Origin of the sequence: Timonella senegalensis JC301 (genome assembly GCF_000312125.1) — a bacterium.
In the GTDB taxonomy this organism is placed as follows: domain Bacteria; phylum Actinomycetota; class Actinomycetes; order Actinomycetales; family Cellulomonadaceae; genus Timonella; species Timonella senegalensis.
This window is the reverse complement of the sequence record NZ_HE978644.1, coordinates 250,030-262,273: the sequence shown is the minus strand read 5'-3', so window position 1 is coordinate 262,273 and position 12,244 is coordinate 250,030. Positions and strand designations below refer to the sequence as shown.

Annotated in this window: 10 protein-coding genes and 1 tRNA gene; 5 read left to right on the top strand and 6 right to left on the bottom strand. The window is 61.0% G+C overall.

Annotation, left to right across the window (positions count from 1 at the left end; translation table 11 throughout):
- Nucleotides 1-2,030, bottom strand: a 2,030-nt coding sequence (locus tag HGSM_RS11895) for a CarD family transcriptional regulator (RefSeq protein WP_040595234.1), incomplete at its 3' end; no start/stop codon positions are given.
- Nucleotides 2,031-2,181: 151 nt separating this feature from the next.
- On the opposite strand from HGSM_RS11895, the gene ilvD reads away from it, so the two are divergent.
- The 3 genes from ilvD (at nucleotide 2,182) to HGSM_RS11880 (ending at nucleotide 6,155) form a co-directional block, all read left to right on the top strand.
- Nucleotides 2,182-4,035 carry a dihydroxy-acid dehydratase gene (gene ilvD / locus HGSM_RS11890; RefSeq protein WP_040595145.1) on the top strand — a complete coding sequence of 618 codons (1,854 nt, stop codon included), beginning with the start codon at nucleotides 2,182-2,184 and terminating at the stop codon, nucleotides 4,033-4,035.
- 360 nt (nucleotides 4,036-4,395) lie between these two features.
- Nucleotides 4,396-5,058, top strand: coding sequence for a DUF5819 family protein (locus HGSM_RS13890; protein ID WP_051009860.1), 663 nt, complete (start codon nucleotides 4,396-4,398; stop codon nucleotides 5,056-5,058).
- Entirely contained in the window at nucleotides 5,058-6,155 is a 1,098-nt protein-coding gene (locus HGSM_RS11880) for an HTTM domain-containing protein (RefSeq protein WP_019148989.1), read from the top strand. The genes HGSM_RS13890 and HGSM_RS11880 overlap by 1 nt, the downstream gene beginning before the upstream one ends.
- Nucleotides 6,156-6,183: 28 nt before the next feature.
- Here HGSM_RS11880 and pth read toward each other — a convergent pair whose 3' ends face one another.
- The 5 genes from pth to HGSM_RS11855 all read right to left on the bottom strand — a co-directional run bounded on the left by pth (nucleotide 6,184) and on the right by HGSM_RS11855 (nucleotide 10,927).
- Nucleotides 6,184-6,789 carry an aminoacyl-tRNA hydrolase gene (gene pth / locus HGSM_RS11875; RefSeq protein ID WP_040595231.1) on the bottom strand — a complete coding sequence of 202 codons (606 nt, stop codon included), beginning with the start codon at nucleotides 6,787-6,789 and terminating at the stop codon, nucleotides 6,184-6,186.
- 228 nt (nucleotides 6,790-7,017) lie between these two features.
- Nucleotides 7,018-7,614, bottom strand: coding sequence for a 50S ribosomal protein L25/general stress protein Ctc (locus tag HGSM_RS11870; protein ID WP_019148987.1), 597 nt, complete (start codon nucleotides 7,612-7,614; stop codon nucleotides 7,018-7,020).
- A gap of 531 nt (nucleotides 7,615-8,145) precedes the next feature.
- Entirely contained in the window at nucleotides 8,146-9,132 is a 987-nt protein-coding gene (locus tag HGSM_RS11865) for a ribose-phosphate diphosphokinase (RefSeq protein ID WP_019148986.1), read from the bottom strand.
- Nucleotides 9,132-10,784 carry a bifunctional UDP-N-acetylglucosamine diphosphorylase/glucosamine-1-phosphate N-acetyltransferase GlmU gene (gene glmU / locus HGSM_RS11860; RefSeq protein WP_040595230.1) on the bottom strand — a complete coding sequence of 551 codons (1,653 nt, stop codon included), beginning with the start codon at nucleotides 10,782-10,784 and terminating at the stop codon, nucleotides 9,132-9,134. Before glmU ends, HGSM_RS11865 begins: the two co-directional genes overlap by 1 nt.
- Nucleotides 10,785-10,852: 68 nt before the next feature.
- Nucleotides 10,853-10,927: transfer RNA gene (locus tag HGSM_RS11855), tRNA-Gln, on the bottom strand.
- Between the two features lie 197 nt (nucleotides 10,928-11,124).
- Here HGSM_RS11855 and HGSM_RS11850 point away from each other — a divergent pair.
- Together HGSM_RS11850 and HGSM_RS11845 are read left to right on the top strand one after the other, a co-directional pair.
- Entirely contained in the window at nucleotides 11,125-11,733 is a 609-nt protein-coding gene (locus HGSM_RS11850) for a TetR/AcrR family transcriptional regulator (protein WP_040595229.1), read from the top strand.
- Nucleotides 11,734-11,906: 173 nt separating this feature from the next.
- Nucleotides 11,907-12,244, top strand: a 338-nt coding sequence (locus HGSM_RS11845; RefSeq protein WP_019148983.1) for an ABC transporter ATP-binding protein, incomplete at its 3' end; no start/stop codon positions are given.

Below are 12,244 nucleotides of genomic sequence, written 5' to 3'. Positions count from 1 at the left end.
GTGGCCAACTGATCCGGGGTTTCGATGTACGCAAAGGCATCCTCAAGTTCGCGCTGCCACGGGGTATCCGGGGAGAACGCGAAGCCCTTGGTGGCCTGGCGCGCCGAGTAGAGACGGACGAGCTCGCTCGCAGTCTCGCGGATGGCCTTGCGGGCGCGAGACTTGGTCTTCTGCCAGTCGGCGCCGCCCATCTTGTTCACGGTTGGGGATTCGCCGCCCGTGTACTTGGTGATCTGGTCAAGCTGATCCATGGGCACAAACAGGCGGTCGGCTGGCTGGCCCTTGCGGGAGGCCGCATACTCAATGACCATGTACTCGCGCATGGCGGCGTTAGCGCTGCCACCCAGCTTGCGCTGGGTGAGTTCAATGAACTTACCCACACCGTGCTGCTCGTGGACCACAAAGTCACCCGTTCGAAGTTGCAGAGGGTCCACTACGTTGCGCCGCTTGGACGGCATCGTGCGCATTTCGCGCGTGGACGTACCGCCACGTCCAGTCAGATCCGCTTCAGAGAAGAGCGCGAGCTTGAGATCCGTAGCCACGAACCCAGTGCCCGTGAGCGCGGGAATCACATGAACGATGCCCGGCTCAATCTCGCCACCCAACTCTTGGTCGAGCCGCGCAGGTGTGTCCTGTGAACCGAATTGCTCGACCATGCGCTTAGCGGGGCCGGGGCCCTCTGTCGCCATGATGAGTTTCCAGCCGGCCCGCTGAAGGGAGTGGACGTCATCGAGCGCACGCTCGAGGTCTCCTCGATACGGCTCGATGTCGCGGGCGCCGATCCTGACTACTGGGACTGGCTCGAGGCCGTCCACCGCGAGCGACTCGAATAGCTGGGCTTCGAGTTCATCCTCCGCGAGCGCGTTTACGCCCTCCGCGGTGGGTGCTCCGCCGATTCCAAAGGAAGCAAACTTCCACCAGCCAAGCGAACGCTGCGTGGAGAGGTACTCCACCTGCTCAAGGGTAAGGAAGGAAGCGGCGCTCAGGTCGAGCGGGGTTGAACCTCCGGCTGCGGCTCCTGTCCAAGCTGCGGCGAGAAATTCCTCGGTGGTAGAGACCAGATCGAACGCCCGTCTGCGAATCTTCTCCGGGTCAGACAACACCACGAGCGAGTCGCTGGGGATCATATCCAGCACAGGAATCATATTGTCCACGAGTGCCGGTGCCAGCGACTCCATGCCTTCTACAGCGATGCCGACACTCATCTTCTCGAGCATCTCGGCGGCACCAGGCAGTTGGTCGCGCAACGCGAGCGCACGTTCCTTGACTCGTTCGGTGAGCAGTAGTTCCCGGCAGGGAGGGGCCCACAAGCCCTGCTCGGCGACTTCGAGCGAGCGCTGGTCGGCCACGGCGAACCAGCGGATCTCCTCAACCTCGTCGCCCCAGAACTCCACGCGAAGTGGGTGAGCCTCGGTGGGTGGGAATACGTCGAGGATGCCTCCGCGCACGGCAAACTCGCCGCGGCGCTCGACCATGTCCACGCGGGCGTATGCAGCAGCGCTGAGGGCCTCGGCCACCTCGGTGAGGTCGGCGCGGTCTCCGGTAAGTAGACGTACAGGTTCGAGATCACCAAGTCCTTGGACCACCGGCTGCAGCGCCGCTCGAATCGGCATGACGAGGACGCGAATCTGTGCGGTCATGCCCTCCGCAGTGGGATGGGCAAGCCTGCGGAACACGGCGAGGCGGCGTGCCACGGTGTCCGCGCGCGGGGAAAGGCGCTCGTGCGGGAGGGTCTCCCACGCGGGGAGCGTGGCCACTGCGTCGTACGGAAGATAGCAGCGCAGCGCGCCGGCCATTTCATCGGCCTCACGACCGGTAGCGGTGATGACAACCAGTGGACGAGAGTTCTCCGTATCCACAGTCGGAAGTGGGCCGGAGGATCGCAGTGCACCCGCCATCGCGGCAAGCAGCGGCGCGCGCACACCCACAGGTGCAACCACGTTCAGAGCACCGCGCGCTGGCACGGACTCTACGACCTCTTGCGCGCCCGGATCTTGGAGCAACGCGGGAAGGATTCCCGTCAGGTTCATGTTGACCTTTTCATACTCGATTTTTCTCTGCCCACACCCAGTGAAAACACCCGCTACGTTTCAAAGCGTGAAACGAGAGTAGCCCAACCCTTGGACAGGACTAGAATTGATTCATTGGTTTAAGCCCTAGTAGAGAGTTGGAGTGACTCCAATGCCTCAATTGCGTTCACGTACAGTAACCCACGGTAGAAACATGGCCGGCGCACGCGCACTTCTACGCGCAGCTGGAGTTGACGGTAACGACTTTGGCAAACCAATTATCGCAGTCGCTAACTCGTTCACCGAGTTTGTTCCCGGTCACACCCACCTGCAGCCTGTCGGACGCATCGTTTCCGACGCAATCAAGGCCGCGGGCGGTATCCCCCGTGAGTTCAACACAATCGCCGTAGACGACGGTATCGCAATGGGCCACGGTGGAATGCTCTACTCGCTGCCATCGCGTGACCTCATCGCGGATTCTGTCGAGTACATGGTCGAAGCACACTGTGCAGACGCCATTGTGTGTATCTCCAACTGCGACAAGATCACCCCGGGAATGCTCAACGCTGCCCTGCGTCTGAACATTCCGGTCATCTTTGTTTCAGGTGGCCCCATGGAGGCCGGTAAGGCGATCATCGCTGACGGCGTTGCCAAGACCCACCTGAATCTCATCAACGCGATCAACTACTCTGCAGACGATAACGTCTCCGACGACGCACTCGCGCAGGTGGAAGAAGCAGCCTGCCCGACCTGTGGCTCCTGCTCCGGCATGTTCACCGCAAACTCGATGAACTGCCTGACCGAGGCGCTTGGCCTCTCACTCCCAGGTAACGGCTCCGTGCTCGCAACCCACGAGAAGCGCCGTGCGCTCTTTGAAGAGGCCGGCCGCACGATCGTTGACATCACCAAGCGCTATTACTTTGAGGACGACGAGTCGGTCCTCCCCCGCAATGTTGCCAACAAGGCTGCGTTCAACAACGCGATGACCCTTGACGTGGCAATGGGCGGATCCTCCAACACCGCTCTGCACATCCTCGCCGCGGCCCAGGAGGCAGAGCTCGACTTTGACCTCACGGACATCGAGGAAATCTCAAAGCGCGTGCCATGCCTGTCCAAGGTTGCACCGAACCACCCGAACTACCACATGGAGGATGTCCACCGTGCGGGAGGAATCCCCGCGCTCCTTGGTGAGCTCAACCGCGGTGGCCTGCTCGAGACCGATGTAACCTCAGTCCACACCCCAACCCTCACCGAATGGCTGGACAACTGGGACATCCGCGGCGGCAAGGCGACTGCCGAGGCAACCGAGCTCTTCTACGCAGCGCCGGGTGGTGTCCGCACTACCCTTGCGTTCTCCACCAACAACCGCTGGGAGTCCCTCGACACCGATTCCGAGGGCGGCTGCATCCGCTCCGTCGAGCACGCCTACACTGCTGAGGGCGGCCTGGCCGTGCTGCGCGGAAACGTGGCGGAGGACGGCGCCGTGATCAAGACCGCTGGAATCGATCCGGACGTCTTCCACTTCGTGGGCACCGCACTTGTGTGCGAGTCCCAGGAAGAAGCAGTGGACAAGATCCTGACCAAGCAGGTCAAGCCTGGCCACGTCGTGGTTGTGCGCTACGAAGGCCCAGCTGGCGGCCCAGGCATGCAGGAGATGCTCTACCCCACCTCCTTCATCAAGGGCCGTGGACTGGGTAAGGTGTGCGCACTGATCACGGACGGACGCTTCTCCGGCGGTTCCTCCGGAATCTCGGTGGGTCACATCTCCCCAGAGGCAGCAGCAGGCGGAACGATCGGCCTCATCGAGGACGGCGACGAGATCGAGATCGACGTGAACTCACGCTCCATCAAGCTCAACGTTCCTGATGACGTACTCGCGGAGCGCCGCGCCAAGATGGAAGCATCCGAGCGTCCATGGCAGCCACGCAACCGTGAGCGCAAGGTATCGGCGGCGCTTAAGGCATACGCAGCGATGGCCACCTCGGCTGACCGCGGAGCGGTCCGCGACCTGTCTAAGCTCGGCTGAGAAAGCTAGGTCGCTCTCTCAACACAGTAGACAACCGGTGTGGGCCGGTGCGCACACGAGTCGTGCGCACCGGCCCACACGTCTTCCCGTTGGGAAATAGCCCTCTGACATACGTCTCACGAGCAGAGTTACCCATTTCACCGCAACCAGCGTCGGTTTAAACTCTTCTTGCTCCTCGCCTCCCGCGCGCACGGAGCCTCCATGCAAATGACAAGGCGGTCCGGTGTGACGGATACAGTGAATTCGGGAATGGGCTCTGCCCGGACTGATGCCAGCACAGACAGGCCCTCCCAACCCTTCGGACCCGCCCAACCCACTCAGCCGACTCGCGGCCACAGGGTCGCAGCAACTATCGCGGTCGTGATCCTTGCGGTTCACATCTTTGCTATGTTCCTTTGGATCGCTCCTCGCAATCCGCTCAACCAGGCCCTGGACAGGCCTCTCCGCGCCTATGTCCTCCCAATGTTCCAACAGTCGTGGTCGCTCTTTGCGCCGGATCCGATCAGCGCTGCCTACTACCTCGAAGTGCGTGCCCTGCCCCAGGACCTGACGGAGACCGAATGGGTGTCAGCCTCTGACGTTGAGCTCGACGGTTTGCTCCACAACCCGCTGCCTTCGACCGCCACCAACATCACAAACAAGTTGGCAACCCAGTTCAACGACGCCTTTGGAAAGTTGCCCGCGGAGCAGCAGCAGATTTTCACGCAGGGCTTCGCCGAGGACTCGTGGGCAGAGATGGGCCAGCAAGCCATCAGCACCAGCACCAGCTCCGACTTCACACGCGCGCTCGAGCTCGACAAGGCCATCACGGGCTACGCAACCCAGTTCCTCAAGGCTCATGATCTCTTGCCCGAGGGGCACCTGGTCCAGTACCGGATCCTGCGCGTGGCAGCGCCCAACTTTGATGACCGTCACATTGCGGAGAACACGGCAACAATCTCTTTGAGTGCCGGCTACCGCAACCAGATTGTGTTCGACGGCCAGGATGAGGCCGCCTTCGCCCGAGCCTTGGAGAACTTCTGATGAGCGCCGTTTTCACACAGGCGTTCAGCGCCGTCTCCACCCGGTGGAATAGCCTCCTTGATTGGTTCACGGGGCCTCAGCGCAACACGTGGGGAATCTCGTTCCTGCGCATCATCTTGGGTGAGACGCTTACCGTCCAACTGATCGTAAACTTCCCGTTCCGCAGCTATCTATGGGGTCCGGCGGCCGCATGGAGCCAAGAGCTTCGGCCCAGTTCGGAGTTCCCGTTCCAGCGCGCGGTCTTTGGGCCCACCGCGGACTCGGCCCTTATGACCACTGGCTACCTCATTCTGGTGGCTGCGGCCGTTGCCTTTACGCTCGGCTGGCATACGCGCATTGCCACGCTCGTGGTACTGGCGGCGCACACGTCCCTCGTGTTCTCCGATGGCGTGTACATGGACCAGAGCGACAACCTGCTGCGGTTTGCCCTGTTCTACGCGCTCTTCATGAACAGCGCCGCCCATTGGTCGCTCGATGCCCGCCGCGACTCGGCCCGCCGGGAATCCGTCAGCCAAGAATCCGTCTGTCAGTCGCCGACAGCGCTCTCGACCTTACGCAGCCGGCTGTCTGGCTACACCGCAATCGCCCACAACACCGCGCTCGCCGCCTTTGGCGCGCACCTGTGCCTCATCTACGTTGCGTCCGCGATGTTCAAGATCCAGGGTGGCAAGTGGCAGCATGGCACTGCTGTGTTCTACCCGCTCCAGATCCCGCACTTCTCACCGTTTCCCGAGCTCAGCGCGCTCGCCTCTAGCAACGGCATCGCGGTGATGATCGCGTCCTATGCGGCCGTGTACTTCCAGCTTTTCTTCCCGTTCATGCTTCTGCACAGGGTTTTGCGCAAGGTCGCTTTGCTCGGTGTTGTGGGCATGCACCTGGGCATCGCGGTGCTGATGGGGCTGCCGTTCTTCTCGTTCTTCATGCTGGCCGGCGACTCAATTTTCGTATCAGACAAGACCTACGCGGCCGTCGATGGCTGGATACGCAGAAAATGGAGGGACGCTAGGCGCCCTTCGGCGCCCGCGTCCCAGACCATGATTATCGACGATTCACCTACTACCAGCAGCACCTCACCCGTGAGGTCGGCTGCGGAGTAGGCCTCCGCTGACCAGCGCTAGCGGGCTCTCAGTTGCCGTTCGCTGTGTGGTACTTGGATTGGGCTGCAAGAAGGCCCTCGGTGATTACAAGTTCCGTGGCGTCGGCGGCGTCATCGAGGAGGAATGGCAGTTCCTTTGCCTCCGTGGAAGAGAAGTTCTTGAGCACGTAGTCGGCCACATCCATGCGTCCCGGTGGGCGTCCAATCCCGGCGCGCACACGCAGGTAGTCCTTGGTACCGAGCGCCTTGGTGATATCGCGCAGGCCGTTGTGTCCGCCCTCGCCTCCACCGATCTTGCACTTGATGTCGCCGAAGGGTATGTCCAACTCGTCGTGGACAACGATTACGTGGTCGGGATCCACCCCAAAGTATTTGGCGAGCGCGCTGACCGGACCACCGGACGTGTTCATGTATGTTCCAGGCTTTGCCAAAATGACACGTGGACCGGGGGCCCCACCGGGCAGCATGCCCAGTCGTGCCTCGGCGACTGCTGCGTTCGCGCGATGCGCGGAGAACTTGGCTCCCGCGCGTCCGGCGAGTACGTCCAGCACCATGTGCCCGATGTTGTGTCGGTTTCCCTCGTATTTGGGACCAGGGTTACCCAGACCAACCACGAGGAACAGGCCATCAGCCATGTCAAAATCCTTAGAGCGCTTATAGGTGGGAACCGGGATGAGCCACTGTTTGATGTGGTTGATCAGTCCAAACATGGCTTCCCCTTCCCAACGATGACGAACGATCCGAGACGCGACGCGCCACTGGACTCGATCGTCGCAAATAAAAAGCGAAGCGTCCGGCCAGTTGGCCGGACGCCCCGCAAAGTCATCAGTGAAATGCCCTATGCGGGAATTACCTGACTAGAATCACTCAGCTGCTGGTGCTTCTTCAGCGGCAGGAGCTTCTTCGGTCTCTTCCTCAACTGCAGCGATCTCGTTGACAACGAGAACGACGTTCTCCGAGTCGGTGATCCAGGTCTGACCTTCTGGGAGGGTGACGTCCTTAACGTGAAGAACGGTGCCAGCCTCAAGGCCTGCAATGTTAACCTCAACGTGCTCAGGAAGAGCAGAAACGTCTGCTTCAACCGAAGCGGTGAGGAGCTCAAGGGTTGCCTGGGTGCCGGAAGCCGACTCGCCAACCATGTTCACTGGAACGTCAACAACCTGCTTCTCGCCCTTCTTCACGGCGAGGAAGTCAACGTGCTCAATGACGCGGCCGATGGCGTCACGCTGGACGTCCTTGAAGATCGCGGTCTTGGTCTCGCCGTCGAGCTCGATCTCGAGGAGCGAGGTGCGGTGGTTCTTAACTGCGAGGAAGATCTCGTGAGCGTCAATGAGAACGTGAACTGCCTCGGAGCCGTGCGAGTAGATGACTGCTGGGACGTTGCCGTCGCGGCGAGCCTGACGGGCTGCACCCTTACCAAAGTTGGTACGTGCGGAAGCTACAAACTTAACTGCGGACATGTTTGCTCCTAAAAATACGTGGCGCGCAAGCGCTGTGGACATGGACCTAGAGTCACGCGGCAAACGCATGATTCGATGCGAGGCTCGGAAACACCCTCTAAGGGCCCACATGAAGTGGCGCAACCGGTGGATACCCGAATGCGTTTCCCGGGCTCACGACACAACGGCGCGCTAGGAGCGAACCGCCCAGTCGATAACGGAACCGACACTCTTCCGGGTTCAAGCGGCATCTGTTCCGCAAGTCCGTGTTGGATGAAGAGCGCCTCTCCCTCGCCAAGGCACGCCTTCCAGTATAGATCAGCCGGGGCCACGCCCCAATACCGGCGTAGTAAGGACGCTGAAGGTCACATTCGGAACGCGCGTCAGTGCGCTGCACGCATCCGGCCCCGCAGTGGCAGGCTGCTCATTCCGGGTGCATTGGCAGCCCGCTCACTCCGGCTGCAGTGCAGCTGCTGGCCGTGCCTTTCAAGGAATGCAGCGAGGGGCCGCACCCACCGGGTGCGGCCCCTCGCAAACACAACTATGAGCAGATCAGGAGTTTCCCTCGAACAGCGAGGTCACGGATCCGTCTGCGAATACCTCTTCGATTGCGCGGGCGATGAGCGGTGCAATAGACAGGACAGTGAGCTTCTCAAACCGCTTGTCCTCGGTGATGGGAAGGGTGTCGGTGACAACAACCTCGGAAGCACCGGACTCCTGGAGGCGCTGTGCCGCAGGGTCGGAGAGCACACCGTGGGTTGCTGCAACGATGACTTCCTTTGCACCGGACTCCATGCACACACGCACGGCCTCGGCGATGGTTCCGCCGGTGTCGATGAGGTCGTCAACGAGTACGCAGGTGCGGCCAGCAACGTCACCAACAACGCGGTTTGCTACGGCCTGGTTCGGCTGGTTGATGTCGCGGGTCTTGTGCACAAATGCGAGGGGGTGTCCGCCAAGCTTGGCAGCCCACTTCTCTGCAACCTTGATACGGCCGGCGTCTGGCGACACTACAGTCACGTTGGAGAGGTCCTCCACGCGGGACTTTACGTAGTCCGTCAGGAGCGGCATGGCCCACAGGTGGTCCACTGGGCCGTTGAAGAAGCCCTGGAGCTGTGCAGTGTGGAGGTCAACCGACATCAGACGGTCCGCACCAGCCACCTCGTACATGTCAGCAATCAGACGGGCGGAGATTGGCTCGCGACCCTTGTGCTTCTTGTCCTGGCGGGCGTAGCCATAGAACGGAGCGATCACGGTGATTGTCTTGGCAGATGCACGCTTGAGCGCGTCCACCATGATCATCTGCTCCATGATCCACTGGTTGATTGGCGAGGTGTGGGACTGCAGCACGAAGACGTCTGCTCCACGAACCGATTCACCAAAACGAACGTAGATCTCGCCGTTAGCAAAGTCGTATGCGGAAGTTGGGAGCAACTCAGTGCCCATTTCCTGTGCTACGGCTGCCGCGAGCTCAGGGTGTGCACGCCCTGAAACGAGTACAAGTCGCTTCGAGCCGTCAGCTGACAGAATGCCGGTCATCAGTCGATATTTCCTTCGGAAGGGGTGGAAGTTTCGGGCACTGTATAAGACTGGTTGGCGTTCCCGTTGCCGTTGGGCACGGGTGCCGCCTTGGGTGATTCGGCGCGCGCAAGTTCCGCGCGGGCCTGGGCACCAAGTGTGTTCTGGGCTGTGAGGTTGAGTTCGCGTGCCTTTGCGGCGGCGCGTGCCGAGTCAGTTTCCGGACGTCGGCGCTCAACCCACCCTTCAATGTTACGTTGCGCGCCAGCGGACACCGCGAGGTTTCCGGCTGGAACGTCCTTGCGCAGGACAGTTCCGGCTCCCGTGTACACACCGTCACCGATGTGAACAGGAGCGATGAACAGGTTGTTTGCGCCTGTCCGGCTGAACGAGCCCACCGTGGAGCGGTGCTTGTTGACGCCGTCGTAATTCACAAAAATCGAACCGGCACCGATGTTGGTTGCCTCGCCGACTTCAACGTCTCCGGCGTAGGAAAGGTGAGGAACCTTGGAGCCGTTACCGATCTTGGCGTTCTTGGTTTCAACGAACGTGCCGATCTTGCCCTTGACGCCAAGTTCAGTGCCAGGGCGCAGGTAGGCGAAGGGACCAACGGTCGCGCTCTCGCCAATGCGGGAGTCAGATCCGTGAGTACGGGTGACGGTCGCGTTGCTCTCAATGACCACGTTCTCAAGCGTGGTGTCGGGTCCCACGACTGCACCTGTGCGAACCACGGTCTCACCAAAGAGCTGGGTCCCAGGAAGGATCGTGACATCCTGCTCGAGCTCAACCTGAACGTCAATCCAGGTGGTGGCGGGGTCAACGATGGTGACGCCCTCCTTCATCCAGAACTCGGTGATGCGGCGGTTGAACTCGGCGCGCAGGACCGACATCTGTGCACGATCGTTAGCGCCCTCGACGAGCCAAGGGTCATCGGTTCGCACTGCGCGGACTGCGCCACCTTCGGCACGGGCAAGAGCCAGCACGTCGGTCAGGTAGACCTCGCCCTGAGCGTTGTTGCGGTCAACGGACCCGAGCGCGCGGCGTAGCACTGCGGAGTCAAACACATAGGTTCCGGAGTTGATCTCTCGAATCTCGAGCTGCTCCGGAGTGGCATCCTTGTGCTCGACGATTCCGGCGACGGAGCCGTCGCCCTCGCGGACGATGCGGCCGTAGCCGGTGGCGTCGTGGAGTTCGGTGGTGAGGACTGTGACCGCATTTCCATCCGTCACGTGAGCGTCAAGCAGCTCGGCGAGGGTCTCGGCGTCCAGCATGGGGACGTCACCGGAGACCACAACAACCGGGCCTGAGAGACCATCGGACAGCGGGAGTGGGTTTTGGGTGGAACCGGAGTTCGCGGCTGCTTCAGCAGCGTGGATCGTGGCATCGAGAACCGATACGGCGCATTGGACTGCCCGGCCAGTGCCAGGCACATCGTCCTGGTCAACGATCACTGCATCAGGCAGGATCTCGAGGACGTGGTGTGCCACCTTGTCACGCTCAAAGCGGACTACAACGGCTATGCGTTCTGGATTGAGGCCTTGTGCGGCGGCGAGAGCATGGCCAACCATGCTTCGTCCCGCGAGAGTATGCAGGACCTTGGGGGTAGCGGACTTCATCCGCGTCCCTTCTCCTGCTGCGAGAACAATAACGGCCGCGGGCTGAGCGCTGGTCACAGGGGACACCCCAAATGCTCGGTTTAATGTTTGCCATGCACATTCACAGCTATGGCAACGCTGTGATGTGGCTCCGCCCCCAGGACTCGAACCTGAACTAAGGGCACCAAAAACCCCTGTGCTGCCAATTACACCAAGGCGGATCAACCTCGCGCACAGCGCTTCCATCACGGAAAGCGGCCGCGCAATAGGCCAAGACGATCTTAGACCATTTCCCGGATCGTACTGACCAATGTTGCGTGATCGACATCCATTCTGCCAGCAAAACCTTTAGATCCAAACTTCTCTGCGGCATGATGGGGAGGTGGCAACCGAACCGAAACGCACCGTCCGCTCCCGTATGACCGCCCACGAAAGGCGTGAACAACTCATCGCGATTAGCCGCGAACTCTTTGCAGAAAAGGGTTTTGACGGAACCGCCGTTGAGGAAATCGCCGCGCGCGCTTCCGTGTCTAAGCCCGTGGTGTACGAACACTTTGGCGGCAAGGAGGGTATCTACGCGGTGGTTGTGGACCGCGAGATCCAGTACCTTACCGGGGCACTGACCACGGCCCTGAACAAGGGCGGCCACCCCAAGATGATCGTTGAGCGCATGGCCTTTGCCCTGCTCGACTACATCGAGTCCAATGAGGACGGTTTCCGCGTGCTCGTGCGCGACTCCCCCATGACCGCCAACACTGGCTCGTTCTCGAGTCTCATTGGTGACGTTGCTACCAAGGTAGAACACCTGCTTGGGGAACAGTTTAAGAAGCGTGGGCTCAACCCCAAAGCTGCCCCAATCTATGCCCGCATGCTGGTGGGAATGGTCGCGCTCACAGGTCAGCACTGGGTGGACGAACGTTCCCCCAAGAAGGCCGAGGTTGCGGCACACCTGGTTAACCTTGCATGGAACGGCTTGTCCGGCTTGGAGCGCCGCCCCCAGCTGGTCAATGAACAGTCGGACGATTAATTCCCGCACGGTTCCCCAGCTCCCACCCCCCAACCCACCCCCGCTGCACAACCCGCACCCACCCACCTGCAGGTACATCCAAAAGGATGATTCTCGCTATCCGATTGGCCCACGCTCGCAGCGGCTCGGGTTGCTAGGCTGAATGAAATTCCCAACCTTTCTGCAGGAGATTCATGTTACACCTCGAGATACGCGGTCTGAGCAAGAACTACGGCGACCTGCGGGCGCTCGATGACCTTAGTTTTTCCGTAGGCCCGTCCGAGATCTTTGGTTTCGTCGGCTCTAACGGCGCAGGCAAGTCCACCACGATGCGCATCGCGCTGGGCGTGCTCGAACCAACCGCCGGGGACGTCCTTCTTGATGGGGTCCCGCTGAACTTTGAGTCCCGCCGACGCATCGGCTACATGCCTGAGGAGCGCGGCCTGTACCCCAAAATGAAGGTTGGGGACCAGTTGGTGTACATCGCCCAACTCCACGGCATGCCCGCTGCAGAGGCGAAGGCTTCGATGCT